This is a genomic window from Paenibacillus caseinilyticus (assembly GCF_027533645.1).
GTDB classification, from domain to species: Bacteria; Bacillota; Bacilli; order Paenibacillales; family NBRC-103111; genus Paenibacillus_G; species Paenibacillus_G caseinilyticus.
Window position 1 is genome coordinate 341,911 of the sequence record NZ_JAQAGY010000004.1, and the last position, 26,134, is coordinate 368,044.

At 59.0% G+C, this 26,134-nt stretch carries 22 protein-coding genes; 5 read left to right on the forward strand and 17 right to left on the reverse strand.

Features of this window, described 5'->3' with window-relative positions:
* Window positions 1-19 precede the first annotated feature (19 nt).
* The 10 genes from O9H32_RS08830 to O9H32_RS08875 all read right to left on the reverse strand — a co-directional run bounded on the left by O9H32_RS08830 (window position 20) and on the right by O9H32_RS08875 (window position 17,949).
* Window positions 20-7,231, reverse strand: a complete 7,212-nt coding sequence (locus tag O9H32_RS08830; protein WP_269865627.1) for an amino acid adenylation domain-containing protein — start codon at window positions 7,229-7,231, stop codon at window positions 20-22.
* 25 nt (window positions 7,232-7,256) lie between these two features.
* Window positions 7,257-8,210 carry an isochorismatase gene (locus O9H32_RS08835; RefSeq protein ID WP_269865628.1) on the reverse strand — a complete coding sequence of 318 codons (954 nt, stop codon included), beginning with the start codon at window positions 8,208-8,210 and terminating at the stop codon, window positions 7,257-7,259.
* A gap of 61 nt (window positions 8,211-8,271) precedes the next feature.
* Window positions 8,272-9,909, reverse strand: coding sequence for a (2,3-dihydroxybenzoyl)adenylate synthase (locus O9H32_RS08840; protein WP_269865630.1), 1,638 nt, complete (start codon window positions 9,907-9,909; stop codon window positions 8,272-8,274).
* A 54-nt stretch (window positions 9,910-9,963) separates the two neighbouring features.
* Window positions 9,964-11,190 (reverse strand): isochorismate synthase DhbC, encoded by a 1,227-nt coding sequence (dhbC, locus tag O9H32_RS08845; protein WP_269865631.1) that lies wholly within the window; start codon window positions 11,188-11,190, stop codon window positions 9,964-9,966.
* A gap of 27 nt (window positions 11,191-11,217) precedes the next feature.
* Window positions 11,218-12,039: a 2,3-dihydro-2,3-dihydroxybenzoate dehydrogenase gene (locus O9H32_RS08850; RefSeq protein WP_269865632.1), complete on the reverse strand. Its 822-nt coding sequence runs from the start codon at window positions 12,037-12,039 to the stop codon at window positions 11,218-11,220.
* A gap of 5 nt (window positions 12,040-12,044) precedes the next feature.
* The gene (locus tag O9H32_RS08855) at window positions 12,045-12,911 is read right to left on the reverse strand and encodes an alpha/beta hydrolase (protein WP_269865633.1); all 867 of its coding nucleotides are present in this window, start codon (window positions 12,909-12,911) and stop codon (window positions 12,045-12,047) included.
* A 281-nt stretch (window positions 12,912-13,192) separates the two neighbouring features.
* Window positions 13,193-14,182 (reverse strand): FecCD family ABC transporter permease, encoded by a 990-nt coding sequence (locus O9H32_RS08860; protein ID WP_269865634.1) that lies wholly within the window; start codon window positions 14,180-14,182, stop codon window positions 13,193-13,195.
* A 37-nt stretch (window positions 14,183-14,219) separates the two neighbouring features.
* A complete protein-coding gene (locus tag O9H32_RS08865; RefSeq protein WP_269865705.1) occupies window positions 14,220-15,200 on the reverse strand; it encodes a FecCD family ABC transporter permease in 981 nt (326 codons plus the stop codon).
* Between the two features lie 47 nt (window positions 15,201-15,247).
* The gene (locus O9H32_RS08870) at window positions 15,248-16,246 is read right to left on the reverse strand and encodes an ABC transporter substrate-binding protein (protein ID WP_269865635.1); all 999 of its coding nucleotides are present in this window, start codon (window positions 16,244-16,246) and stop codon (window positions 15,248-15,250) included.
* A gap of 98 nt (window positions 16,247-16,344) precedes the next feature.
* Window positions 16,345-17,949 carry an AraC family transcriptional regulator gene (locus tag O9H32_RS08875; RefSeq protein ID WP_269865636.1) on the reverse strand — a complete coding sequence of 535 codons (1,605 nt, stop codon included), beginning with the start codon at window positions 17,947-17,949 and terminating at the stop codon, window positions 16,345-16,347.
* 158 nt (window positions 17,950-18,107) lie between these two features.
* On the opposite strand from O9H32_RS08875, the gene O9H32_RS08880 reads away from it, so the two are divergent.
* Window positions 18,108-18,230, forward strand: a complete 123-nt coding sequence (locus tag O9H32_RS08880) for a hypothetical protein (protein WP_269865637.1) — start codon at window positions 18,108-18,110, stop codon at window positions 18,228-18,230.
* Between the two features lie 240 nt (window positions 18,231-18,470).
* On the opposite strand, the gene O9H32_RS08885 is transcribed toward O9H32_RS08880, so the two are convergent.
* The 3 genes from O9H32_RS08885 to O9H32_RS08895 form a co-directional block, all read right to left on the reverse strand.
* On the reverse strand, window positions 18,471-18,638 hold the full coding sequence (locus O9H32_RS08885; protein WP_269865638.1) for a hypothetical protein: 168 nt from the start codon (window positions 18,636-18,638) through the stop codon (window positions 18,471-18,473).
* 94 nt (window positions 18,639-18,732) lie between these two features.
* Window positions 18,733-19,050 (reverse strand): hypothetical protein, encoded by a 318-nt coding sequence (locus O9H32_RS08890; RefSeq protein WP_269865639.1) that lies wholly within the window; start codon window positions 19,048-19,050, stop codon window positions 18,733-18,735.
* A gap of 44 nt (window positions 19,051-19,094) precedes the next feature.
* Complete coding sequence (locus tag O9H32_RS08895) at window positions 19,095-19,562, reverse strand: DinB family protein (protein WP_269865641.1); 468 nt, start codon at window positions 19,560-19,562, stop codon at window positions 19,095-19,097.
* Window positions 19,563-19,766: 204 nt separating this feature from the next.
* Here O9H32_RS08895 and O9H32_RS08900 point away from each other — a divergent pair, with 204 nt between their 5' ends.
* A complete protein-coding gene (locus O9H32_RS08900; RefSeq protein ID WP_269865642.1) occupies window positions 19,767-20,678 on the forward strand; it encodes a LysR family transcriptional regulator in 912 nt (303 codons plus the stop codon).
* Window positions 20,679-20,736: 58 nt separating this feature from the next.
* Here the strand turns inward: O9H32_RS08900 and O9H32_RS08905 are convergent, their stop codons facing one another.
* Both O9H32_RS08905 and O9H32_RS08910 read right to left on the reverse strand, forming a co-directional pair.
* The gene (locus O9H32_RS08905) at window positions 20,737-21,132 is read right to left on the reverse strand and encodes a VOC family protein (RefSeq protein ID WP_269865643.1); all 396 of its coding nucleotides are present in this window, start codon (window positions 21,130-21,132) and stop codon (window positions 20,737-20,739) included.
* A 2-nt stretch (window positions 21,133-21,134) separates the two neighbouring features.
* A complete protein-coding gene (locus O9H32_RS08910; protein ID WP_269865644.1) occupies window positions 21,135-21,671 on the reverse strand; it encodes a DinB family protein in 537 nt (178 codons plus the stop codon).
* A 238-nt stretch (window positions 21,672-21,909) separates the two neighbouring features.
* Here O9H32_RS08910 and O9H32_RS08915 point away from each other — a divergent pair, with 238 nt between their 5' ends.
* The 3 genes from O9H32_RS08915 (at window position 21,910) to O9H32_RS08925 (ending at window position 23,363) form a co-directional block, all read left to right on the forward strand.
* Window positions 21,910-22,563, forward strand: a complete 654-nt coding sequence (locus tag O9H32_RS08915) for a TetR/AcrR family transcriptional regulator (protein WP_269865645.1) — start codon at window positions 21,910-21,912, stop codon at window positions 22,561-22,563.
* A 63-nt stretch (window positions 22,564-22,626) separates the two neighbouring features.
* Window positions 22,627-22,773 carry an SRPBCC family protein gene (locus tag O9H32_RS08920; RefSeq protein WP_269865646.1) on the forward strand — a complete coding sequence of 49 codons (147 nt, stop codon included), beginning with the start codon at window positions 22,627-22,629 and terminating at the stop codon, window positions 22,771-22,773.
* Window positions 22,770-23,363, forward strand: coding sequence for an NAD(P)H-dependent oxidoreductase (locus O9H32_RS08925; protein ID WP_269865647.1), 594 nt, complete (start codon window positions 22,770-22,772; stop codon window positions 23,361-23,363). The genes O9H32_RS08920 and O9H32_RS08925 overlap by 4 nt, the downstream gene beginning before the upstream one ends.
* A 131-nt stretch (window positions 23,364-23,494) precedes the next feature.
* Here the strand turns inward: O9H32_RS08925 and O9H32_RS08930 are convergent, their stop codons facing one another.
* The gene (locus O9H32_RS08930) at window positions 23,495-25,390 is read right to left on the reverse strand and encodes an ABC transporter permease (RefSeq protein ID WP_269865648.1); all 1,896 of its coding nucleotides are present in this window, start codon (window positions 25,388-25,390) and stop codon (window positions 23,495-23,497) included.
* Window positions 25,365-26,129, reverse strand: a complete 765-nt coding sequence (locus O9H32_RS08935) for an ABC transporter ATP-binding protein (RefSeq protein WP_269865708.1) — start codon at window positions 26,127-26,129, stop codon at window positions 25,365-25,367. The genes O9H32_RS08930 and O9H32_RS08935 overlap by 26 nt, the downstream gene beginning before the upstream one ends.
* Between the last annotated feature and the right edge of the window lie 5 nt (window positions 26,130-26,134).

Genomic DNA, 26,134 nt, shown 5'->3' on the forward strand with positions numbered 1-26,134 from the left:
GCTTGATCTCCTTTGTCGGTTAGTGATTTGGTTGGTGAGGCCGGTGCATGGCTTCCAGCTTCTCCGACAGAATGCGTCCGATCTCGGCCAGCGGGGCCGGCTGGCACAAGTCTTTGTGCCGGCACGCGAGATCATACCGCTCGATCTTCCCTTGGACATAAGGCATCCAGGTATCCGGCGAGATCGGCGTGAACCAATCGGGAATGACGGTCGAATGGAAGAAAAGCAGATCCCCCTGGAAGACGCCCGGCTTAAACTCCGCCAGAATGCGCACGGAATTGACGTACGTATCCTTCAGACTCCGGATCACGGGCGGCTCCAGACTCGCCAGCGCGCTGCCGTCGCTGCGCAGAATCTCGATGGCGCCGTCCATATCCAGAGGCCGGTCGCCCAGGCTGTCCGGATCGTATCCGCCAAGCGCCAACAGGGCGATGAGCGCTTCTTTCTCGTCCGGCCCTTCGCGCAGGGGCAGGAAGTGGCTTGGGAACGCATCGAGCATCACGAGCAAGGCCACCTCTTCCCCCGCTTCCTGGAACAGCTGGGCCAGGGCGTGGGCCACGTTGCCGCCCAGCGACCAGCCGAGCAGATAGTACGGTCCTTTGGGCTGAACGCTTCGGATGTGGGCCATATAGTCCGCGGCCATCTCCTTCAGACTGCCGGGGAGCACATCCTTGCGGGCAATGCCTCTGGCCTGCAGCCCGAAGATCGGGTAGTCCGGGCCCAGCGACTTCATCAGCCCTGCGTAGCACCAACTGAGACCCCCTGCCGGGTGGATGCAGAACAGCGGCGGGCGGGCGCCGCCCGGACGGAGGGGCAGGAGCACTTCCAGCGCTTTCTCGCTGCTCCCTCCCTCCAGCCGCTCCGCGAGTTCCGCTACCGTCGGCGCTTCGAACAGGGTTCCGATGCCGAGGGAGACCCCGAGGGATTCGCGGATCCGGCTCATCAGCTTCACAGCCAGCAGGGAATGCCCGCCGAGATCAAAGAAGCCTTCATCGATGCCTACGCGTGCAACATTCAGGGTTTCGGCATACAAGCTGCACAGCATCTCTTCCTGCGGCGTACGCGGCCCTCTGCCGCCGGCCGAACGGGAGACTTCCGGTGCCGGCAGCGCTTTGCGGTCGAGCTTGCCGTTCACGGTGAGCGGCAGGGTATCTAACTCCACGAAAGCGGACGGTACCATATACCCCGGAAGTGCATCGGCAGCGGTCTGCCGCAGGACGCTGAGGTCCAGGCTGCCCGCCGTCTCCGAAGAGGCGATCACATAGGCGACGAGGCGCTTGTCCCCCGGCACATCCTCGCGGGCTACGACAATCGTCTGCTGTACTCCCGGCGCCTGCGTAAGGACCGCCTCAATCTCGCCGAGCTCGATGCGGAAGCCGCGGATTTTGACCTGCTGGTCGGCCCGTCCGATGTAATCCAGCGTGCCGTCCTTGCGCCACCGCGCCAGATCCCCTGTACGGTACATGCGGGAGCCAGGCTCCCCGTACGGATTAGCGATGAACCGCTCGGCGGTCAGACCGGGACGCTGCCAATACCCGCGCGCCAGCCCTGCTCCGGAGACGAACATCTCGCCGGTCACACCCGGAGGCACATGCTGCATGTGCGAATCGAGCACATACACGCCAAGGTCTGGAATGGCTCCGCCGATCAGGCTGTTCGCCTTGCTCTCGGTCATTTCCTTGGACAGCGGGTTGTAGCTTACGTGAACCGTCGTCTCGGTAATGCCGTACATATTGACCAGACGCGGAGCATCCTCCGGATGCCGCCCGTACCAGTCGCCGAGCAGGCGCAGATCCAGGGCTTCTCCCCCGAATACGACATATCGCAGGGCCAGCTTCGCCCCCACCTCCGGATGCTCCCGGTCGGCCTGCATGAGCTGATAGAAGGCGGAAGGCGTCTGATTCAGTACGGTTACGCGCTCCTCAGCAAGCAGACGGAGGAATTCCTCCGGCGAACGGCTGACGGCATGCGGCACCACGACGAGGCGGCCGCCGTACAATAGGGCTCCCCACATTTCCCACACGGAGAAGTCGAAGGCGTACGAGTGAAACAGCGTCCATGTGTCTTCCGGTCCGAAGCGGAACCACGCGTCCGTCGACGTGAACAGCCTGACGACATTGCGGTGCTCGATGACGACGCCCTTGGGCCTGCCGGTGGAGCCGGAAGTATAGATGATATAGGCCGTGTTCTCGGGCGTCAGCTCCGGATGCCGCTCGGCTCCGGCGGGATTCGTGTCCGGCAGCTGTGCGAGGCTCTGCGCGGTATGCGGATCGTCGAGAATGACCGGCCGAGAAACACCAAGCTCTTCCAGCACTGCCCTGGTCTGACGGCAGCCGATCACGGAGAGCGGCTGCGTATCCTCCAGCATGTACGCCAGCCGGTCGGCGGGATAATCGGGATCCAGGGGCAGGTAGCCTGCTCCGGACTTCAGCACGCCGAGAATGCCGACGAGCATCAGGGCCGAACGAGGCAGTGCCAAGCCGACAATATGTCCCGGACCGGCCCCATGGGCCATCAGCAGCCGGGCCACCCGGTTGGCTTGGCGGTTCAGTTCGCTGTACGTGAGAGACTCTTCCCCGTACACCACAGCAACGGCATCCGGATGGCGCCTCACCTGATCTTCGAACAGATCCGTGAGGCTCACGGTAACCCTGCCCAGCTGGGGCTGGATCCGTCTATACTTCTCTTCTTCCGGCGTCAGGATGTCCAGCATGCCGATGGATTGATCGGGATGCTGCTCTGCGCGCTCCAGAAGCAGCAGCAGCCGTTCGGCGAACGTCTCTACGGTCTCCCGCTCATACAGATCGCTGGAATACTCCAGCCAGCCGTCGATCCCGTCCGGTGCCCCCGCGTCCGTGAGGCGCTCGCGGAATTCGATGGTCATGTCGAACTTGGCCCGGCCGACCGTATGCAGCATCAGCTCGGAACGGATGCCCGGGAGCTGGAGACGCGGCTCCGGCGTATTCTGGAAGGCCAGCATGATCTGGAAGAGCGGGTGTCTTGCACGCGACCGGGGCGGATTAAGCACTTCAACGAGCCGTTCGAACGGCACATCCTGATGCTCGTATGCCGAGAGGTTGGCTGTGCGCACGCGTTCCAGCAGTTCCCGGAAGCTCGGGTCGCCCGAGGTATCCGTACGGAGCACCAGCGTATTGATGAACAAGCCGATGAGCCCGCCCAGCGCATCGTCGCTGCGTCCGGCGATCGGACTGCCGAGGGGAATATCGCTTCCGGCCCCAAGGCGGGTCAGCATTGCGGCAAGAGCCGATTGGATGACCATGAAGAGGCTCGTCCGCGACTCCCGGGCAAGTAGGGCGAGCCGGCCGTGCAGCACCGGTGGGATGCTCATGCGGATGGTATCGCCATAGTGTGTGGCTTCTGCCGGCCGTGCAAAGTCCGTCGGCAGCTCCAGCTGGTCCGGCAGCTGCCGGAGCGCCTGCCGCCAATAAGCCGTTTGGCCGGCGATCAGGCTGTCCGCATCGCTCTCGTTCAGCAGGCGTTCCTGCCATACCGCATAATCCGCGTACTGTACGGATAGCGTTGGCCAGTCAGGCGCTTCTCCCTTGGACCGCGCGGTATAGGCTGTAGACAGATCCTGCGTCAGAGGGTGCAGGGACCAGCCGTCACCCGCGATGTGGTGCAGCAGCAGGAGCAGCACGTGCTCTTCCGTCTCCCCGGCGCCCGCTTCCCCTGCTCCCGGATGTTCGGGGATGATGCGGAACAGAGTAACGCGGAATGCCGGTTCCGCCGCCAGATCAAATCCGTAACGCACCGCGAGCTCAAGCTCTTCGTCCAGCTCCTTCTCCGTTACCTCAGCTGTAATCAGACCGGGATACGCAGCAGCCGGCTCCAGGATCTGCTGACGGGCCGTTCCATCCTGCTCCGGGAAGATCGTGCGGAGGCTCTCATGCCGCCGCACGAGATCGCAGAGCGCTTCCTGAAGCACACCGGAGTCCAGCGGTCCATGAAGACGCGCGACGAGCGGGATGTTGTAAGTCGGGCTGGGCCCCTCCAGGCAGTTCAGGAACCAGAGCCGCTTCTGGGAGAAGCTCAGCGGGATCTCTTCGGGTCTCTCGGCCGCCCGGATCGGAGGCCGGGCGGCCGCCGCCTGATCCAGCTTCCTGGCCAATGCCGCGACGGTAGGCGAATCGAACAAGGCGGAGATGCCCACCTCCACGTCCAGCCCGTCGCGGATGCGGCTCATGAGCCGCCCGGCCAGCAAGGAATGGCCGCCCAGCTCGAAGAAGTCGTCGTCGATCCCGACCGACGGAACCCCCAGCAGCTCCGCGAACAGCGAGGCCAGGATTTCCTCCTGCGGTGTGCGGGCCGTCCGCTTCGTTTCGGCCGTATTGTAGCTTGGCGCCGGCAGCGCCTTGCGGTCCAGTTTGCCGTTGAGCGTCAGCGGCAGCTCGCTCAGGAGCACGACAGCCCCCGGCACCATGTAGTCCGGCAGCATGCCGCCGGCGTACTCCCGCACGGCCGCCGGGTCGATGCCTGCCGCTTCCTGCGTTACGGCATAAGCGACAAGCCGCTTGTCGCCGGGCCGGTCTTCCCGGACGACAACTGCAGTCTTGAGGATCCCGGGATAACCTGCAATGACCGACTCGATTTCGGAGACTTCGATCCGGAACCCGCGGATTTTGACCTGATGATCGGCCCGGCCGATGTAGTCCAGCGTGCCGTCAGGCAGCCAGCGGGCCAGGTCGCCCGTACGGTACATCCGCGAGCCCGGAGGCCCGTACGGATTGGCTGTGAACCGTTCGGCCGTCAGGGCCGCCCGGTCCTTGTAGCCGATCGCCAGGCCCTCCCCTGCTATGTATAGATCTCCTACCGCCCCGGCCGGCAAAGGCTGCAGCCCGCTGTCGAGGATGTAGACCTGCGTATTGCGGATCGGTCTGCCGATCGTCGGTTTGACCGTCCCGGGAGGAATATCGTGTACCGTCGACCAGATCGTCGTCTCCGTAGGCCCGTACAGATTCGTTACCGCGCAGCCCCGGGTCTGCAGCGCATGAAGAAGCTCCGGGGACAGCGCTTCTCCGCCCACCAGTACCCTCAGTCCCTGGAGCGGCGCTTCGGGCCGTTCGGCGAGCGACTGCCAGAGGGACGGCGTCGCCTGCATCAGGGTGGGAGCCGACTCGGCCAGGAGACGGGACAGCGCGACCGGGTCCTGCACGGTGATTTTGTTCGCTACCGTGAGCCGGGCACCGTTCAACAGAGGCAAGAAGATCTCGAGGATGGAAATATCGAAAGCCACGGTCGTGACGGCCAGCAGATGATCTTCGGTGCCGAGGGAGAGCCCCTCCTGCATGGCGAGCAGGAAGTTCGTCAGGCTGCCGAAGCCAATAACCACACCTTTGGGCATTCCGGTCGACCCGGAGGTATACAGGATGTAAGCCGGATCCGTGAGGGCAGGCACTGCGTACAGCTTGGCGTCCTCCAGATTCGCGGAAGACAGGGATTCCAGCTCTTCCAGCGTTTGCGCATCATCGAGAAGCACCTGTCTTGTCCCCTGCAGCTCCGGCAGTCTCCCGGCCGTCTCCCGGACCGTCAGCAGCACGAGCGCCTTGGCATCCTCCAGCATGTAGTGGGTACGGTCCGCCGGATATTCGGGATCCAGCGGCAGATAGCCCGCCCCTGTCTTGTGGACGGCGAGCATGCAGACGATCATCTCCATGGAGCGAGGCAGCGATAAGGCGATGATCGTCTGAGGTCCTGCTCCGAGACCGATCAGCAGCCGGGCAAGCCGGTTCGCTCGTTCGTTCAGCTCTCTATAGCTGACCGTGTCCCGTTCATAGGTAACGGCGGCATGCTCCGGGGTCCTAGCCGCCTGCTCTTCGAAGAGCACGCTGGTTCTGGACGCGGCCGGCGGCTGGCACGTATCGTTCCAATCTTGGAGCACCTTCCGGCGTTCTTCCCCGGAGATCAGCTCCATTCGGCCGATCGGCTCTCCGGGCATGGCTTCTCCCCATGTAGATAAGAACCGGGTGAAACGGCGGAGATGAGCGAGCAGCTCCTCTTCCGAATACAGCCCCGGATGTCCGTCCAGATCGATCTGCAGGCTCCCCTCATCCGTATGCGGATAGATGTGAAGAGTCAGATCATCCACGGGACCCGCCGACAGATTGGTCTTGCGGCCGGCATAGCCGCCAAAGCGGAGGCTGTTGTCGAACGGCATGATGTTCACAAGCGGACCGAACAGCCTCCGGTTATCGCTGACCCGCTTCAGATCCCGGCGCAGCTCTTCGTGCCGGTAGCCCTGATGCTTCCGGATGATGCGCACCTCGCGGGCCGCCTGCTGTGCCAGTTCGGCAGCGCTCATCCCCGGGCGCACGGACAACCGCAAGGGCAGGATGTTCATCACCATGCCCGGCGTACCGAGAGCCGCCGAGCCGATGCGTCCCATCATCGGAAATCCGAGAATGACATCCGATGAGCCTGTGAGTCTATGGATATAAGCTGCCGTGGCGGCCAGCACCAGCTCCGGCCACGTGACGTTGTGGAGCTCGGCGACGGTGCGCAGCCGCGCGGTATGTTCGGGCGTCAGCCGTGCTGACTGCCGGAAGAAGCTTCTCGCGGGACGCTGCGAGCGGTCAGCGAGGGAGACGGCATCCGGGTCGTCCGCAAAGAGGTTCAGCCAGAACCGGCGGTCCTGCTCCACTTTCTCCGACTTGCGGTACACTTCATCCTCTTCCAGCACCTGCTGCCATGATCCGAACACGCCGTGCGGAGCCGGCTGCTGGTTCATAGCGGCCGAGTATACTTCTGCCACCCGTTTGGCCAGCAGCCCGAAGCCATACCCGTCGATCGCGATATGGTGAATCCGCTGATACCAGAGGAAGCGCTCGGTGCCGATCCGGATCAGGGCCTCGGCGAAGAGCGGCCCTTCCGTCAAGAGGCAAGGGACCGCCAGGTCCCTCTTCATCCAGTCCTGTGCCGCCTGGTAAGGATCGGATTCCCCGCGCAGGTCCAAATACCGGTAGGGAAACTGGGGCTCATCGCGGGTAATCTGCCAAGGTCCCTCGCCGTCCTCTTCGAACGTCACATGAAGCGCATCCGCTTCGTGGATCACCTGCTTTAGAGCCTGCTCGAACCGGTCTGGATCGACAGGTCCGCCTATTTCAATGAACTCCCCCGTGTTGTACATCGGGTTCTCCCTATCAAGCTGCTGGGCAAACCAAATGCCCGCTTGAGCGCCGGACAGAGGCCGCCGGGTCTGTACTTGGACAAGCATGCTTGCATGCCTCCTCTCTTCTTAGCTAGTAGTCCAGATTGGGAACCGTAATCTTCACTTTGGATGCGAGCAGCTCATGCCAGCTTGCAATCGTCGGGCGCTCCGCGAGCTCGACGAACGACACTTCCACACCGGCCCGTCTCCAGTTCTCCACCAGGCTCATCACCCGGATGGAGTCGAGCCCATGCACTTCGATGAGATCCTCATCCTCCCCCAGGGACTCGGGCGCTTCGAAAAGCAGACCCGCGATTTGTTCACGCAGGGCTTGCCGGCTGTACGGCAGCGACACGTCCTGCGCACGTTCGTGGGGCTGCTTCTCTTCCGGGAATCCGGCAGAAGATCCGGCTTCCAGCTGCCCCATCACATCCTGCGTGGTCAGCGTCATGGCGCAGCGCTGGGCGGCATAGTTCAGGGCCATCCGGTGATTCTCAAGGGAAAAATCTGCTACCGCGTCGGCGACGAAGAACGCTTGAATATCCTGCATGAACGCCTCGCAGGCGGTCATGAGGCAGCCGATATGGGCATAGACACCGGTGACCATCAGCTGATCCCGTCCGCTGCGCTTCAGAATCTCGGCCAGCTCGGTCTTCCGGAAGCCGCTGTAGCGCCATTTCGTTAACTGGATGTCGCCCTCCAGCGGGGCAAGTTCGGGAACAATGTGCACTTGATGGGGATGATCATTGAGGCCCGATCCCCAGAAGTCAAAGAGCAGTCCGCGCTGCTCGGGGGTCTGTCCGGCAGGCTGAGCCGTATACACGACGGGAATGCCAAGTGCCCTGCACTGTTTGTGCAGGAGTCCGATATGGGCCAGCAGCTCGGTGACCGGCGATGCCTGCACGTTAAAGGCGTTCACGAAATACTGCTGCATGTCATGAATCAGCAGGACAGCCCGGTGTGGTTCGATGGTCCACGATACCCGGTTTGCCGGCAGCGAGGAAGCTGTCGGCATTTCATATGGTGCAATCTTCGGAAGAGCCATAATATACCTTCTTTCATGATTTGATCGTAATTTGTACATTTCAGTAATTGGATGGTTATTGTTATTTGGCTGGCTGCGTCCCCTGCGCCGCTGCCAGTGACTCGCGAAGCGCCTTTTTGCTCACTTTGCCGACAGACGTCAGCGGGAATTGGTCCACAAAGACCATGCGGTCGGGAATTTTGTACGGTGCCAGGCCCCGTTCCCGCAAATGGCTCTTGATCTCGGCAGCGGACGGTGTGCCCGGCTCGCGTGTAATGATGAAGGCGCACGAACGCTCGCCCAGGAAGGCGTCGGGAACCGACACCATAGCGGCGTTGTAGATCCCCGGATGCGACAGCAGGTGGTTCTCCACCTCTTCGGCAGCGATCTTGTCCCCGCCCCGGTTAATCTGATCCTTGGCCCGGTCTACGACAACGATATAGCCTGCAGGGTTGACCCTCACGAGGTCCCCTGTCCGGTAGAATCCGTCCACCGTGAAGGCTCTTGCATTATGCTCCGCCGCTTTGTAGTAGCCGCGGATGGTGTAGGGGCCCCGGGTGCAGAGTTCCCCTGCCTCGCCCGGCTCCACCTCTTGGTCATCTTCGTCCAGCACGCGAATCTCATCCCAGGGGGACATCGGCCTGCCCTGCGTGTGGAGGACCAGTTCATCCGGATCGTCCAGGCGCGTGTAGTTGACGAGGCCTTCGGCCATCCCGTACACCTGCTGCAGCCTGCAGCCGAGGACCGGCCCCACCCGGGCAGCCGCTTCCGCGCTGAACTTGGCTCCGCCGACCTGAAGCACCTCCAGGCTGGAGAAGTCGCATTCGCGGGAGGCGGCGGCTTCCATCCAGATCAAGGCGAGCGGCGGCACGACCGCGGTGATTGTCACCCGTTCCTTGGCGATCAGGGGGAACGTGTCGTCCGGTCCGGGTCTTGGCGACAGCACTACCGTCCCGCCCGCATACAGCGTGCCGAGGACGCCGGGGGAACTCAGCGGGAAGTTATGGGCGACCGGAAGGGCCGCCAAGTAGACGCTCTGCTCGCTGAGGCCGCAGACCTCGGCGCTCCGGCGGAAGCTGTACGCATAATCGTCATGCGTGCGCGGGATCAGCTTCGGCAGACCGGTGCTGCCTCCAGAGAGCTGCAGGAAGGCCACATCGCCGGCCTTCACCTCCGGCCAGCCGCCGGGAGCCCTGCTGTCCCCCATGGCGGCTGCTTCGTCCAGCGAGACGAACGGACCGGCTTCGCCGGCGACAAGGACATGCCTCAGTGACGGAACCGCACTTAGGACCTCAGCGGCCAGTCCCCTGTAATCGAACCCGCCCTCGATATCCGGAATAATGTAAGCAGTCGCTTCACTATGTTCGCAGAAGTAGCTGATTTCGCTCCGGCGGTGCAGGGGAAGCGCGAAGACGGGGATCGCCCCGATCCGGAACAAGGCGAAGATGACGGTGAAAAAGACCGCCGTGTTGGGCAGCTGCACCACGACCCGATCCTCGCGATGCAGCCCCAGCTGCAGGAAGCCTGCAGCCAAAGCATCGACCTTCGCTTCCAGTTCCTTGTAGCTCCACCGGTCATTCCCGCCGACCACAGCGGTCCGGTCTCCGAAGCGCTCGGCGCACTCGGTGAGCATCGCGCCCAAGGTTTGTCCCCGCCAGAGTCCTTCTTCCCTGTACCGTGCTGCGACGGATTCTGGCCACGCCTCAAATCCCGTTAACATTCGCTTTCCTCCTTGATCATTTTGTCTCATTCTCTCCGGCTTGATCATTCCGGCTCATTCCTTATGGGTGACCCCCATGGCCTGCAGTATGGTCTGGAATTTGGCCGTCGTCTCCCTCAGCTCGTTTTCGGCGCTCGATTCCGCTACTACGCCTGCTCCGGCGTACAGCGTTAAGGTCCGGCTCTCCGCTACGGCGCAGCGGATGGTGATGACCCATTCCCCGTCTCCGCTTGCGTCGCACCAGCCGACAAGGCCGGTGTAGAACCCGCGGTCGAACGGCTCGATCTCGCGGATCGCTTCGCGCGCCAGCTCGGTAGGCGATCCGCAGACGGCCGGCGTCGGATGCAGGGCAACCGCGAGCTCTAACGAGGAGACATCCGGATCGGTCAGCTGCCCCTTAATCTCGGTCGACAGATGCCACATCGTTGACGTCTGCACTAAGGTTGGCGCAGGCACATGCAGCGGCTGGCAGTAGGGGCGCAGCGCAGCGGCAACCGCATCAATAACCAGAGCGTGCTCCCGAAGATCTTTGGGCGAGGCGAGCAGCGATGCAGCCCGCCGTGCATCTTCCGCCGGGTCGTCGCTGCGCGGAATGGAACCTGCGAGCGGATTGACGGTAATCTCGCGCCCCTTCCGGGCAACGAGCAGCTCTGGGCTTGCTCCCACCAGCGTGCGGCCCTCCACGGACGGCTTCGCCTGGGCAGTGCCGTCGATCCGCTTCGGCAGATCTACGGCAAACGTGTAGCCGTGGGCATTATGCCTTGCGAGGTTGCGCAGAAGCTGCCGGATATCCACCCGATTCGTTGAAGTAAGCTGCAGAGACCGCGCGAGGACGATCTTGTCCAGCTCGCCGGATCTCAGCCGGGACAGCGCCCGCTCCACGCCGCTCACGTACATGCCTGGAGCGGGGACCGGCATAGAGGTAAAGTCGGATCCCACCGGAAGAGGGGCGTTCCCCGCTTGGCTGCCGTTCAGCGGCCCAAGCTTATGTACGGTCATTGGCACCACGAGCTGCGACGGTTGCAACGGGTCGAACGGCACAGCACCGACCAGCACCGGTATATCCCGGCCCGGCTGCCGGATATGGGCGAGCAGCTGGGCCGCCCGCTGCGGCAGAGTGGCAAGCTCGTTCGGTCCGGCAGTACCCGGAAGGACGGCCAATGTCCCTTGAGCCAGCAGGGTTGCGCTCGGGGAAGCAAAGAAGAATGAAGTTCCCGGCTGGTACTCTTCAAGGAGAGCTTCGGCGCATGGGGGAGATTGAAGCTGAATATTCGTATTCATAGGCTGAGTTTCGCCTCCTTCGCTGGGTTAAACGCCAAGTGTAGCTCCTCCGTCGATACGCAGGTCATGCATGGTCAGATGGCCTGCCTGCTCGGAGGCCAAGAACAACACGCCGCAGGCTATATCTTCGGGCGTCGCCAATTTGTTCAGCGGGATTCCCGTCCGGTAACCCGGGAGCGAACCGTGAAGGGTCGCCTGCATCCCTTCGTCGTCTGTCCACATGGACCGGAGCATCGGCGTATCCGTCGAGCCCGGCGAGACGATATTGCAGCGGATGCCGTCGCCGGCCAGCTCCAGACCGAGGCACTTGGTCAGCATGGTGACCGCTGCCTTGGAAGCCGCATAAGCTCCCATGTTCATGCGAGGGACGGCTGCCGCATTGGAGCTCACCGTGACGATCACGCCACTGCGGCGGGGTTTCATATACGATACGACGGCCTGCGACATGTGGAACACGCCGCCGATATTGACAGCCAGGGTATCTGACCAGTCCTCGCTGCTCAACGTGTCCAGCGGACCGGTACGGAGTATGCCTGCAGCGTGGACGAGCACGCGGATCGGACCAAGCTCGCGCTCTACATGTTCGGCGGCTTCCTTAGCCGCATCGGCCGAGCGGACGTCTGCTCCAACAGCGGTGACGGCCAGGCCTTCGGCGCACCATTCGCCTGCCAGACGCTCCAATGCTGCGAGCTGCAGATCGACAGCCGCAACCTTGGCCCCCCGCTCGGCGAAGGCCCGGACGACAGCCGCTCCAATCCCTTGGGCGGCACCGGTCACGAGCACGACCTGATCTCGGAACTCATTTTTGATCCCAGCCCTGAACTCATCTCTGAACTTATCTCTGTGCATTAGGTCTACCCTCCCAGTGCAAAGCGCAGACCCCGGCTGACCATTCCAGGAAGCACGGACACATGCCCTTCCCCTTCGAATTCATGGAACCCGGTGTGCAGGCCCTTGAAGGACAAGCGGGATAGGCGCTCATACAGCTCTCTGGCATTGTCACACATCCGGCTGGGATGATCCCTCTCCAGCTCACCGACGGTGATGAGCAGATTCAGCGGGGGGCTGATCAGAGGCAGGCGGGCGGACAGCTGCTTCACCTGCTCTGCGATCAGCGATTTGTTCCAATGAATCGAAGGGCTTCCGGCGATATAGGACTGGAACGTATGCGGCTGTGTCAGCAGCGTCTGAAGGACGAACAGTCCGCCCAAGGAATGGCCCATCACCGACTGGCGGCTGCGGTTAATCGGATAGTCCTGCTCGATGCGGGGCTTTAGGATGTGCTCTATGAAGCTTCTGAGCTTGTCGGCGCCTCCGGTGCGGGGTAATTCCTGACCGGGTCTCCTGACGGGGAGAGCGCTGAGCACCTCCGAGGGGGTAGGCATCGTAAAGTCGTAAAACCGGCTCGGGTCAAAGGGCTCGTCGTGCGGATATCCGATCCCCACGATCACGGCCGGATGGACACCGGTCTTCTCAGGCCTGCGTGACTGTACAAGCATCGCTTCCACGATCGTGCCGAACAGTGCGTTGGCATCAAGGACGTACATCACCGGGTAACCCTGCGGCGGCGGAGCCTGCGGAGGGGAGGCCACCATGATGCGGTAAGACTGCTCCCGGTCTTCCGTATGCAGTAGAAACTGCTTCGTGCCAGGGAGTACGTATGATTCGCTGCTGTGCCCCTGCTCCTTGAACGGCGGGGCTGCTTCCTGATAACGGTTCAACGGGTCTGCACCTCTTTTCAATCACCCTTTATGAGAATGATTATCATTATTAATTATAAAGCCATCTTCCCCGATGGAACATGAACGATCTCCCCATATCCGGATGTACTATTTACCGAATACGCCGCTTGGCTCTACCCCAGCTTGGGTCCCATTCCAGCTTGGGTCCCATTCCAGCCTGGTCTCCCGGCACCCGGATTTTCCCTGATGCAAGTACAGATGAGACAGGCCCTGACGGCCTGGTTCATCATACAAGAAGCCGCCCCTTGCGGGCGGCTTCTCTACGAATGCTTGCTGCGGTACATCAGCCAGACAAAATAAGGCACGCCGATCAGGGCAACCACAATGCCCGCCGGCAGCTCGACCGGGGCGAATACCGTCTTCGCGATCAAATCGGCCCCCATGACCAGCAATGCGCCGATGATGGCGCTGAGAGGCAGCAGCCGCCGGTGCGCCAGGCCGGTAAGCCGGCGTGCGATGTGGGGAGACATCAGTCCGATGAAGCCGATGCCGCCGGATACGCTGACGCAGGCGCTGACGATCCCGATGCTGCAGAGCAGCAGCAGCCCCCTCTCCTTCTCGACCTCCATACCCAGTCCGCGGGAGCTGTCTTCATGCAGGGGGAATAAGTCGAGTTTGCGCGAGCGCAGCAGCAGGAGCGGCATCAGCACCACGAGCCAGGGCAGCATCGCCAGGATGTACTTCCAGTTCGCGTTATAGATCGAGCCGGATACCCAGACGGCAGACATCTCGAAGTCCTGGGCGTTCATCTTGAGGGTGACGAAGACGGAGATTGCCGAGAGTCCCGAGGACAACGCAATCCCGGTCAGCAGCAGACGCTGCGGGTCCAGCCGCCCCTGCCGGAGCGCGAAGACATAGATGAGCAGCGCAGCACCCAGACCGCCGGCCCAGCCGGCCAGCGGCATCGCCATTACGGCGCCCCAGGAGGTTCCTTTGATGCTCCCCTGAAAAAAGAACAGAAACACCGCCATCGCGGCCCCTGCTCCGGCATTGATCCCGAGGATGCCCGGATCGGCCAGGTTGTTGCGCGTCAGACTCTGGATCACGGCTCCCGCCATGCCAAGGCCCATGCCGACAAGCGCCCCGATCACAATCCGGGGCAGCCGGAACTCGAGAATCACCAGATCGTAATCGTGCCGCGGATCCCTCCGCAGTATGGTGCGGACCGTATCGCTCACGGAGATGTCGAAGACACCGTTCGTCAGCGAGATGTAGGCGATCAGCAGCACCAGCCCAAGGCCCCCCGTCATAAGGACGGTGAAGGGCAGTCTTGTTTTTGCAGCAGCCTTACCGATGGCTCTTCCCTCCCCTCGTCCGGATCAGATAGAGGAAGTAGGGAACCCCGATGATCGCGGTGACGACGCCGATCGGCATCTCGTAAGGATAGTTCAGGAACCGGCTGAGCACGTCGCACAGAGCAAGGAATACGCCGCCGATCACCGCCGAGCAGGGGAGGATATGGCGGTAATCCAGACCGGTAAGAAAGCGCGTCAAATGGGGAATAATCAGTCCCACGAAGCCGATACGCCCCCCTATAGCAACGGATACGCCTGTAAGCAGGATGACGCTGAGTGTCGCCAGCAGCTTGATGCGTACGGTATTTTGTCCCAGCGATACGGCCATCTCATCGCCCAGCGCGGAGATCGTGATGGACTTCGATATTCCCAGCGCAATCAGCAGGCCTGCAGCAGCGAACGGCACGGCGAGCACGATCAGCTTGGGGTCCATCAGATGAAGGCGCGCGTTGTACCAGAAGCTGATATTCTGCGAGACCTGAAAATACATGGCAATGGCTGACGCAGCACTGCTCAGGAAGGTGCCGGTCAGCGTGCCGAGGATCGCAAGCCGCACTGGAGACATCCCGCCGGGCAGCAGCGAGGCCATGCCGAAGACCATCGCGATGCTGAGCAATGAGCCGGCAAACGAGGCAAGGATCATTCCCATCGACGAAGCGTAGGGCATGGCGACCATGCAGACGGTAACGGCAAAGGCGGATCCGTCCGTGATGCCCATAATGGATGGGGAAGCCAAGTCGTTGCGGGTGATCCCCTGCATGAGCGCTCCCGACACCGCCAGGAAAGCGCCGACGAGCAGCGCGCCGATCACTCTGGGCAGCCGGGAGTGCATAATGATCTGGTGGTCCACACTCGCGGCGTCAAAATGCAGGAACGCTTCGGCGATCCGGCCGGCCTCCATGCTCTTGGCCCCGTACATGACCGACAGGAGCATGGTGAGGAGCAGGACCGGCAGGGCTGCGGCCAGAATCATTCTATGCACGGGAACTCTGCGTTTGATGGTAGTTGAGGCAGCCTGGATCACTTGGCCTGCACGATGCTGCTCCGGCTCAGCGCTTCCAGGAACTTGATTTTGCTGTAGGCGGTCCCGCCCTGCGTCAACGGGTCAACCAGGTTCGTATACAATTGGCCGTTCTTCACCGCATTCATGCTCTGGAAGATCGGATTGCTTTTCAGTTCCTCGAATACCTTCGGCGTCTCCTTGTTCTCGTCTTCGGAGAACTGTACGAACAAGTAATCCGGATTGATCTCGGACAGCTTCTCGAGGGAGATGTTCTGCTGCGCCTTCGCCCCCTTGACCACGTCCGGGACAGTGGCGCCAAGCTCGGCATAAATGGACGGATTGAAGAACACGTCCTGCGGATAAACGAACATGCTGCCTGCCCGCACACGGATGGCGAGCACCTTCTTATCCTTGAGTACCGGGCCGATCTTTTCCTTGAGGGCTGCGGTATCCGCCTTGTATTGGGTCAGCACTTCCTTGACCTTATCCTGCTTGCCGGTCAGTTCGCCCAGCAGGCCGAGGTTATTCTCCCAGTCGCTGGCAATGTGGGATACGGGAATCGTTGTGGCGATCTTGCTCATTTTCTCGATCGTCTCGGCCGGGAATTTCGTGCTCATCAGGATGACGTCCGGCTTCAGCTTCAGAATGGCCTCCAGGTTCGGCTGGGCTTTCTCGCCGATGCCTTCGGCTTGACCCGTAATAGGGGCGAACAGCGGCGGGAAGGCACCGCCGACCGTAATGGCGCCGATCGGCTTCACATCCAGCAGCAGGGCATCCTCCATCGATTCCAGCGCGCCGGTAATGACCAGTTTCTCCGACTTAGCCGGAACGGTGTAGCTCTTGCCGCCATATTGGATGACTTTGGTTCCGGCGGTTGCCGGCTCCCCTGCCGCCTGGGACGTGCTGCCGGCATTCTGGGCCGGTGGATTCACCGCGGCGGCCGGCTCCGCTTTGCCGCACGCCATCAGTGTCATCAGTGTCAGCGTCGCGGCGCCGATAGTCCATATTTTCTTCATCAAAAAAGGTACCTTCTTTCTCGTTGTTAATGATAATCATTCTCAGTAGAGTATAGTAGATGGGTGCCTGCAGGTACATGAACGATCTGCCGAAGGTTTCATGTACAATTCCCGCATAACTGGTGATGAAGATCGTTGATCATCCGCTCGCTCGCATAAGCGGAGTATTCCCGCCAAGGATCGGAAGAAATCAAATGCACCTTGTTCGTTCTCACCGCCTTCATGTTCCTCCATAAGGCGGAAGTCTGGATCTGTGCCCAGTGATGCAGGGTTTCGCTCTCCTGGCATATATTCAGCAAGAGATGATCCGCATCCATGGAAGCGATCTGCTCCAGGCTCAGCTTCTGTCCAATGGCATAGCCATGGGCTTCCTCGGGAGCTTTCATCTGCAGATCCCCATAGATCACTTCTTTCATCCCCCGGGTGGGAAAGATATGATAGCCGTCTTTAAACTGGCTGACGATCAGCACCAGCTCTTCTTTCATCTGATCCTGCAGCTTCTCGCGAACCACGGCTGCCTTCCGGTCATAACCGTCCAGCCAGGCCTCTGCCTTATCGGAAGCGCCTACAATGCGTGCGGTCGATTGCAGCTGTTCACGCCATGTTGCTTCGTATGAGGAAATCATATGTACCGGCGCAATATGTTCAAGCCGTTCTTTCTCGTGCGGATGCAGCTGATCCGTAGTGATGATCACACTCACCTCACTGCCCGCCAGCGCCTGCAGGTTGGATTCCCAATCTTCATTGAAGCGGAAGCCGCTTAAGTGCAGCGGGATCTCCGAACGGTATTTGTCATAGTAATATGAGGTCCACTTGGGGTGCAGCGGTGCCGCGTAGGGAATGATTTGGAGTGTAAGGAGCTGCCCCAGAATGGGGGCGGAGTAAGCCGCAATCCTATGGCTCCGGTTCTTCAGGTAGGCTGTAGGCGACACGCCGACCTCCCGCTTGAACATACGGCTGAAGTAAAACTCATCGTGATATCCGACCTTGAACGCAACATCCCGCAGACGTAGATCCGACTGCATCATGAGCCGTTTGGCGTTCCGGATTCGAACTTCAGTCAAATAGTCAATGGCGGTTTTACCGAACATTTTTTTGAATAAACTGCCGTAATATTTAGGGCTGATCCCGGCCATTTGGGCCAGTTGCTCCAGGTTCAGACTGTCCCCGTAGTTCGTGTCGATATACGCTTTGGTCCTCTCCATGGAAGCGCGCGAATCGAGACTCCCTTGGTTGTCAGGCCTGTGCGTCATGATCCAATAGAGCAGCTCATACAGGATGGACTGACCGTGCAGCCATTCGGTACTCCGGCCACTTTGGCTGCATTCGCAGAGATGTTCACAATACTGAATTAACCGCAGGTCGTAACGGACAGGAATGTCGCCGGCCAGCAGGAAGTCCGGCGTGGAGTCCCCCGGTTGATGCACATCAAACTCAATAAGAAAGACGTTCAGCTTCTTCCCTTCTTCATGGTGAATGGCTACCGTCTGACCCGGCGCAGCTATGTATACGGCTTCTTGAGACAACCGGCGCTTCTCCTGAAGGTCCAGCGTCATATAGCATTCGGTTTGTTTGGCGACAATCATATGGTAGGAAGAAATCAACCGGGGCTCCAGGCCCCCCTCCTGGATGAACTGGGCAGAACGAAACTGGAGTAAGACCGGGTTCATGGGATCGCTGCCCTGGATATTATAGGTTGTCAACGTGAATTTCCTCCTTGCAATCGAAAATGAGAATCATTCTCGATGATAAGTTATCATATGACCTTGATCCCGTCAACTCTTTGGCCAGCTTTGACCCTCGAAATGCTCAGCGCACCTATCGCCTCTGCATCCGCGGCCGCTAGGACAACCGGCGTATAATGAAGACGCCTTCGGCCTTGAACGAATTGGATGTAAGCACAGACGAGAACGAGCTGTTCGGCACGGCGGCGACAAGCTCCCGGCTCTATACCCGGTTCGGCTTGGAACGGCTTGGAACATAGTGCGGTGAACGGCTCTCTCGCCGACGCCGCGCTCGTGAAGATGATTGCGGATGCCGCCTGGTTTCTCCGCACCGAAGATTCCAAAATATATTTTTAAATCCTGTAGTCCCCTTAAAACAAGGGGGTCTTTTTTTGTTGCAGTGAAAGGTTGATAACAAGTATATTGATTGAGAGTATATTCGTTTTTTTTGGCTTGCAACAAAGAAGAAGCCCCCTTCGGTCGAAGAGGGCTTGTATTCTTTAAGGAGCCACTTTGAAATGATCGAACTGCGTGAGTTTGTTGTTCGCCCGCAGCCCGGTCTTGCCGTGTGTGAAGGGATTCGGGCTGTTATCGGTGTAATTGATCTTCGGTACCGCCATATCTCCCACATACACCTTGATGTTGGCACCGCTGACGACTACTTTCATATGGTGAACCGCTCCGGTGGCCAGCGCTGCAGGGGCTGAAGGGTTCGATGCTTTTAAGTGGGCTTATCGAAACAGGGCATGCCGCCGATTTTCTTCAGAAGGTTACCGGCTTGTACGCGTCCAAAGCATTGCTGCCGCTCACTTTGTTGCTGAACGCCGCATAGCCGAAGTCCGCATGGGCGTCCTGCGTCGTATAGCCGATCTTGCCGCCGCCCATGGCATAGCTGCGAGTCTGCTTCAGCATGCCGTCCACAAAGATCTTGAAGGCGCTATCCGCTTTCTCCACCCGCAGGCTATGCCACTTCGTATAGTCGTAGCCGGCCGGCAGCGCTGTAGTAACCCCGCCTTGGTCCACACCGCCGATGCGGAACTGGGTCTGCGGCTCGTTCTTATTTCTGTTGACGTGGTTCATGGGCCGCCCTCATGCGGCAGCGCTTGACGCCGGCTCTTCATGGATTAGCACGACTGGACCTTGAGCTGGCTCGATATCATGCCGAGGTGAATGGCTTCGTGAATCAAAGCGAAGTTGAACAGCTCGCCGGCGGTATTAAATTGGAACGGTCCGAGGGTCACCGGCGCCTCCAGCTTCTCTTCCAGCATGTCTGGCGTGAGCTCGGACAGGCGGGCAAGCTGGGCCGTCAAGAGCTCGAGCAGCTCTTCCTTCGACGGAGGCGCCGACGACCAGTCTGCAGGCTTGGTCCCGGTGTTGAATAACGCCTCATAGGAATCCGGTACAGCCGAAGGGGAGCCGAAGCTGAGTGTAGAGAACTTATCCAGTAAACAAACGATGTGGCCGGCATTCCACCGGATGGTATTATTGAAGCCTTCCGGCTGGACGTCGAGCGTGGCCTCCTCGACTCCCTGAAGCTTCCCGATCACGATCTGATGCAGTACTTTACCCGTATTGATAATCGCTTGTGCCATAAATGATAACGCCTCCCGGTTTGTTGTTGGTATGTGGTTCGCTTTCGTAATGTAAGAATACCTTCTCCTCCGCTGTGCAACAATCACGTAATTCCGATGATATGGATCGGTTTCAGTAATGATGGCCAGGAAAATTGTGTAAAATGGGGCTGAGCCCAGTTATAATGATAGAGAGAGTCACGCGGATCGAAAGGAGCACGGTGTATGGAACTGAGACAGCTTGAATATTTTGCCGCTATATGTAAGGAGATGCACTTCTCCAGAGCGGCCGAGAAGCTCTGCACGACACAGTCGAATCTTAGCCAGCAGATCAAGTTTTTGGAGAATGAGTTAGGTCTTCCCCTGTTCGACCGTATCGGGAAGCGGATTGCATTGACGGAAGCGGGGAACATCTTACTGGAGCAAAGCCGGCTCATCTTCGAACGCGTCGATTATATCCAAGGGGCGATTGCGGATCTGAAGAAGATGGAGGGCGGCCGGCTGGACATCGGAATCCTCCCGGGTGACGGGGACTTGCTGTTCGAGGCGCTGCTGGTCGACTTCCACCGGACATATCCCAAGCTCTCGCTCCATGTCACGGAATGCACGGATGTGTATGAACAGGTTGCCGCCGGCACCCGGGATCTCGGGGTTACCACGGTTCCTGTCCATCCCGATGAGCGTATCGCCGTCATCCCCTTGTTCCACGAGGAGTTCGCACTGGCGATCCGGTCGGACCACCCTCTCGCCAAGTCGAAGGCCATTCCGTTCGAGCAGCTGGGGCAGCTGAGGATGGTCATGTTCGGCCCGGAGCATCAGATTACGAAGGTGATCCACTCCTGCTGTCAGGCACAAGGGTTATCGATTGACAATCCGATCGTCACTTCCACGTTATCGACGCTTCTCTCCCTCGTGGAACAAGGAGTTGGGGCTTGTATTCTCCCCCGTCTGCTGCTCGATCATCTGAACCGGGAGCAGATATCCACCGTCAAGCTGCTGAATCCTACACCAAGCCAGGACATCTGTATCCTATACCGTACGGACCGATTCATGGGGCAGGCGGCTAAGCTGTTCATTGACGTACTGCAGACTTACATTCAGAGCGTGATGGATCGTGCCCAGCGGTCGCTCGGATAGGTTGTGGAGGCTCACGATAGGACAAGACAGCCGGTCGAATACCGTAAGTCTCCACAGATCAAGTTAACTGCTGAGCGATCTCCCAGATATGACCCCCCGGATCAACGAAGCTTGCCGTCCGCACCCCCCACGGCCGGTCCATCGGCCCGTTGAGAAGAGCAACCCCGCGTGCAGCCAGATCACTGCATACGGCATCCACATCCTCCACACGGATGGTGAACTGAAAACGGGCCCCTGCTTCGCGGCCTGCGACCGTGCCGGGATCGATAAGCTTCGGCGCCGCGGAGATATGAAGCAGATTGATGCACATATTCCCGAATTCGAATACGGCGGAGTTGTCGTCTTCGAACACGATGGGAAGTCCAAACACCTCTTGATAGAACGATATCGCGCCTTTCAGATCCTCCACGAACAAAGTGATCACATCGATTGGTTTTGCCCCTAAATTCCCCATTCTCATACCCCTCCCCGTTTTGGATGGTCCATCTCCATACAAGCTTCAAGATGCTGCTCCAGTTCACTCTTCTGGCGGAGGTGGTGGCGGAAGTGCATGCCGATGAGATCGAACCACTCCCGTGAATTCAGCCAGCCAAAACCGCCATGTTGGACTTTGCAATTCGGGCTGGCCGCATGGACACTCTTCTCGCATTCCGACATTCGCTTCAGGACTAAGTCAAGTCCGCGCCTTAGGTCGTCCTTGCTTTCCGAATTGCTCGGGGCGTCTCCGTATCCTTCGGGCAATTTGATTTTTACCTGCGGGAAGGCGCCGGCCGCATACAATTGTTCTCCGGCCTCCGTCTTTCCTCCCACTTGCTCTTCACTTGCCGATATACAGAGTTCCACTTGGTCCAGATAGTCGAGAGCTGCAGCGATCAAGTGATGGTACATTTGGCCGAGAGACCAGCCCCCGTGCTGGGGTACATGCCTTAGCTGCTCCATGGAATAGCGCTGGAGATCGCTTTTGTATACCTCAATGAGTTCCAGACGATTCACTCCTTCACTAGGTATAGATCCAACCCAGTCGATCATCGCGGCTGATATCCACATTCATTTTATAATACTTGAAGCAGGGAGAGTTCTTATCGATTGCTCTATTGAAGCTCCTTGCCGGCCGGCTGCCTGGCTGACTGGGGCACCGCCTGGATCTTCCAACGGTGATCGTTCCTTGCTTTTTCCATCTGGATTACAGTAACGTATACTGGTAAACAAAATGTAGACAAGGTGTGAAGATATGTCTCCACGTACAAAGCAACAGAATGAGTCCATTCGTGAGCAGCGCAAACAAGAGATTTTGAAGGCAGCCATTCAGGTCTATGCGGCCAAGGGCTATTCGGCTGCGGCACTAAGCGATGTTGCAGAGCAGGCGGGTCTAGCCCACGGACTGGTGTATTACTACTTCAAGAATAAGAAGAAGCTGTTTCGTGAGCTGTACGAACATATGATGGACCAATCCCTCCACTACACGACAGCGTACTTCGAACAGAATGTACCGGCGCTCGAGCAATTCAAAAACTATGCCGTACTCGTCTGTGAACGGGTCGTCAAGGAGCCTGAGACCCAGCGTTTCTATATGCGGATCAGCCTGGATCTGCATCATCTGTATGCGCCTGGAGAGTTGTCGCCCTTTGAATGGATGAAGCGATTTATCAAGCCGATGGCACAAGCGATAGACAAAGGAATTCAACAAGGCGCCATCCGTCAGGGAGACGCCAACCTGATGGCCATGCAATTTTGGGGAGCTGTTTCCCAAGGGATGAATTATCTGGATCAGCTGGCTCAGGATTTCGCCGCTCAAGGATGGGAAGAGACTGAAATGAACAACGCAATGAGCGAAAAATTCCAACAAATCGCCGAATCAGCCACTTCATTGTTCAGGCCGGACTGATGGTAATTTATGGTTGACTAAGAACTCAATCAAAAATATAATGAGTTCAAGGAGCGTGATCATTTGCCAAAGATTCACAGAGAGAGCTTGATTGATGCCCCGTCCGAACAGGTATGGGACGCGGGCAGCGACGTCGGTGCTGTCCCTCATCGTCCGGTCCCCGGCTATACCGGAACATTCGAAGGGAACGAGGCGGGAGGAGACCAATGAATATTCTAGTCGTAGCAGCCCATCCGAACATAGAACGCTCACGAGTCAATACACGCTGGTTGTCGGAGCTCCGTGAATCCCCCGATTCCATCACGGTTCATGAACTATACAAGGCGTACCCCGACTTTGCAATCCATGCGGAGAATGAACAAGACCTCATCACCCGGCATGACCGGATCGTACTCCAATTTCCTCTCCAGTGGTACAGCATGCCTGCTTTGCTCAAACAATGGATCGATGACGTATTCACGACATCATGGCTGTTCGGAGCCGGAGGCAAAGCCATAGCCGGCAAAGAACTGATCCTGGCAATTTCGATTGGAGGCGATGCTGCTTCGTATCAGTCGGGCGGCTTAATTGGCTACACGATCAGCGAACTGACCCGGCCCCTTCAAGCTTGGGCCAATCAAATCGGCATGACCTTTTTGCCGCATTATACATTCTATGGGGCAGTCAAGGCGGCTGACGACCAAATCAACACCAGTGCCTCACCTTATGTGGCGCACATCTCCTCCCCCGACATCAACCCGATTCTCATTCGAAAGCGAATGCTGGACGCAATGAGTAAGGCTGCTTCAAATTCCGTATAATCCATTTTCCCCTCTGCTTGCATGCATGTTCTGTCCAGCCAGAACAGCCCGCCATACCTGGATGCCAGGCTGGCGGGCTGTTCTGCTGCAATAGATCTGTTGCTCGGTACGGAACAGGAGCCCGGCCTTCTTCAGCTCCGTGTCACGTTCGCAATATAACGTGAACGAATCAAGAAGAAGTAGGCGGTCTGGATCAGCACGAACGATCCGATCACGGCCGCCGACTCCCGAAGAAGACTGTAGTCGAACATGTTCTGCAGCGCCGTTAAGGCAACCGACCCGTGAATGACTGCAGTGAGGATAGGGACGAAGAACAAGATCATCACCTGCTTCGTCAAGATGCCGGAGAGCTCACGGTCGCTGAGCCCCACCTTCCGGATCGCCTGGAACTTGCGCTTCTCCTCCTCAAGATCGGTATAGAGCCGGAAGTACAGGAAGCTTCCCGCCCCTACGAAGAACACGATACCGATGAAGAAGCCGATGAAGAGGACAACGCCGTAACTCTGGTCTGCTTCGTACAGCTCATAGTCCGTGCTTTGGTATCTGAATTTACCGCTGCCTTTATCCTGCTCCAGCTTCAATGACAATTGCTTCCCGAGGTCCTTCAGATTACCGGCATTCCTGACGTCGAACGCGTAGAAGTGCTCCTGCTTCTCTGCTTGAAAGCGGCCTTTCATCTCTTCGAACAGCGTATCGCTTACCACGTAATAGTCCTTATACAGCGGCAAGGTCACCGACTGGATATCTTGGACCGGCTCCATGATCAGATCCGAGCCGGCAACCCGGACGGATGAGCGGTCGGATGGATTCTTGGCCGAGGCGCCGCCGTAATAAACAACGGCCGTCTCGTATCCCGTCGCCATAGCTTGCGGCTCTCCGGCCGCTTCGGCAATCCGGTTGAACTCGGAGGCACGCACGAAAGCTGCGGATTTTCCGTTCTCCAGTTGGGCGTACCCTATGCCGGCCTCCCATACCTGGTAGTCCAGCTTTGCTTCCCGAAGTGCCTGTTTAACTGCGTCTACGTGCTTGCCGGCCAGCTCCTCCGGATTCCCCGCACGGGAATAATATTCCATGGCGAACGGATTCTCCCTCTTCATCACCTCGGTATACATGGATTTGAAGCCGACGAGCGAACCGATCGCCGAGAATGCCACGGTGGACAGGATGGCAACCATGAAGAAGGTCCAGGCATTATCCTTCATCCGGTACGACAAGTCCGACAGCAGGATCAGGTTCGTCCGGCGCCAGAAGAAGTGGCGGTTCGAGCGCGCTTGGCGGATCAGATAGACGCTCAGCTGGGTGAACAGCAGGTACGTGCCGACCGTAACGATGATCGTGACCGGAATCATCGCCGCGGTGACAAGCGTCCCCTTCACAACCAGCGCGACCGCGTAACCTGATGCGAGCAGGAGCGCTGCTGTCCACGCCAGGAAGGCGGATGCCTTGGGCTCGGCCTTCGGCTTGGCCGTTCCCTTGATGAGCTCGATCAGCTTGTGACCCCGGAGTACCGATACGGTGAACAAGGAGATGCACAGGAACAGCACCATGAACGCCGCGAAGGTCAAGGCGACGGGGATATAGGGCATATAGAAGGGCAGCGTCTGCTCGAGCCGCAGCACATTCTGTGCCAGCAGCAGGATCAGCTTGGAGAATACAAGCCCGATCCCTATGCCGAAGACAGTAGCGCCGAAGCCGATCAGCATATTCTCCATGAACACCATCCGGCGCAGCTGCATATTCGTCATTCCGTGCATGATCAGCACCCCGAATTCCCGCTTGCGGGTCTTCAGGAAGGAGCTCATGGAGTACAGGACAAAGAAGAACGAGAACACATAGATGAGCGATTCCGCAAAATGCATCGTCTTCGTCACCTCGGCATGAATGGGCTCCTGCTTGAGTTCGGGATGGAAAGCGAACATGGAATAGACGAAGAACACCATGACCGAGAAAGCGCTGCTCAGAAAATAAGCTGCATAAATCCGGCGGTTGCGGAGGACATTGTTAAACGCGAATTGCCGCAAGGTCATGTGCGTGCCCTCCCAGCAAAGACAGCATGTCGATAATCTTCTGGAAGAACGCCTGCCGGTTATCCCCCCGGGTGATTTCGTTGTACAGCTGCCCGTCTTTAATAAAAATCACCCGGTGGCAGTAACTCGCGGCCAGCGCATCATGGGTCACCAGAAGGGTGGTTGTCCCTTCCTTCGCATTGATCTCCTCCAAGGTAGACATGACGTCCCTGGATGACTTGGAGTCCAGGTTGCCTGTCGGCTCGTCGGCAAGCAGCAGGCTGGGAGAGTTAATGATAGCCCGTGCTATAGCCGCCCGCTGCGCCTGTCCTCCCGAGATCTCATAAGTCCGCTTCTCCAGAATTGGGGTGATGCCGAGACGATCCGCCAACATCCGGACCTTCTGCTCCATGACGGACACCTTCTCCCCGTCCAGCGTCAGCGGCAGCACGATATTCTCTTCCACGGTCAAGGTGTTCAGCAGGTTGAAATCCTGGAAGACGAAGCCCAGTTCCTTGCGGCGGAATCGGGCCAGCTCATTGCGGTTCAGCGCATGGGGACTCTGCCCGTTAATCGTAATGCTGCCGCTGGTCGGGCTGTCGATCGTCGCCACCAGGTTCAGCAGCGTAGTCTTGCCGCTGCCCGACGGCCCCATGATGCCTACGAACTCTCCCCGCTCTACCGACAGCGAGATATCCTGCAGCGCCCGCTGCGATACGCTGCCCTCATATATTTTGCTCACATGATCTACCTTCAACATCTCCA

Coding starts and splice junctions, on each gene's coding strand:
- O9H32_RS08830 (WP_269865627.1), bottom strand. CDS start 7,231: ATGCTTGTCCAAGTACAGACCCGGCGGCCTCTGTCCGGCGCTCAAGCG.
- O9H32_RS08835 (WP_269865628.1), bottom strand. CDS start 8,210: ATGGCTCTTCCGAAGATTGCACCATATGAAATGCCGACAGCTTCCTCG.
- O9H32_RS08840 (WP_269865630.1), bottom strand. CDS start 9,909: ATGTTAACGGGATTTGAGGCGTGGCCAGAATCCGTCGCAGCACGGTAC.
- dhbC (WP_269865631.1), bottom strand. CDS start 11,190: ATGAATACGAATATTCAGCTTCAATCTCCCCCATGCGCCGAAGCTCTC.
- O9H32_RS08850 (WP_269865632.1), bottom strand. CDS start 12,039: ATGCACAGAGATAAGTTCAGAGATGAGTTCAGGGCTGGGATCAAAAAT.
- O9H32_RS08860 (WP_269865634.1), bottom strand. CDS start 14,182: ATGACGGGGGGCCTTGGGCTGGTGCTGCTGATCGCCTACATCTCGCTG.
- O9H32_RS08865 (WP_269865705.1), bottom strand. CDS start 15,200: ATGATTCTGGCCGCAGCCCTGCCGGTCCTGCTCCTCACCATGCTCCTG.
- O9H32_RS08870 (WP_269865635.1), bottom strand. CDS start 16,246: ATGAAGAAAATATGGACTATCGGCGCCGCGACGCTGACACTGATGACA.
- O9H32_RS08880 (WP_269865637.1), top strand. CDS start 18,108: ATGAAGACGCCTTCGGCCTTGAACGAATTGGATGTAAGCACAGACGAG.
- O9H32_RS08885 (WP_269865638.1), bottom strand. CDS start 18,638: ATGAAAGTAGTCGTCAGCGGTGCCAACATCAAGGTGTATGTGGGAGAT.
- O9H32_RS08890 (WP_269865639.1), bottom strand. CDS start 19,050: ATGAACCACGTCAACAGAAATAAGAACGAGCCGCAGACCCAGTTCCGC.
- O9H32_RS08895 (WP_269865641.1), bottom strand. CDS start 19,562: ATGGCACAAGCGATTATCAATACGGGTAAAGTACTGCATCAGATCGTG.
- O9H32_RS08900 (WP_269865642.1), top strand. CDS start 19,767: ATGGAACTGAGACAGCTTGAATATTTTGCCGCTATATGTAAGGAGATG.
- O9H32_RS08905 (WP_269865643.1), bottom strand. CDS start 21,132: ATGGGGAATTTAGGGGCAAAACCAATCGATGTGATCACTTTGTTCGTG.
- O9H32_RS08915 (WP_269865645.1), top strand. CDS start 21,910: ATGTCTCCACGTACAAAGCAACAGAATGAGTCCATTCGTGAGCAGCGC.
- O9H32_RS08925 (WP_269865647.1), top strand. CDS start 22,770: ATGAATATTCTAGTCGTAGCAGCCCATCCGAACATAGAACGCTCACGA.
- O9H32_RS08930 (WP_269865648.1), bottom strand. CDS start 25,390: ATGACCTTGCGGCAATTCGCGTTTAACAATGTCCTCCGCAACCGCCGG.
- O9H32_RS08935 (WP_269865708.1), bottom strand. CDS start 26,129: ATGTTGAAGGTAGATCATGTGAGCAAAATATATGAGGGCAGCGTATCG.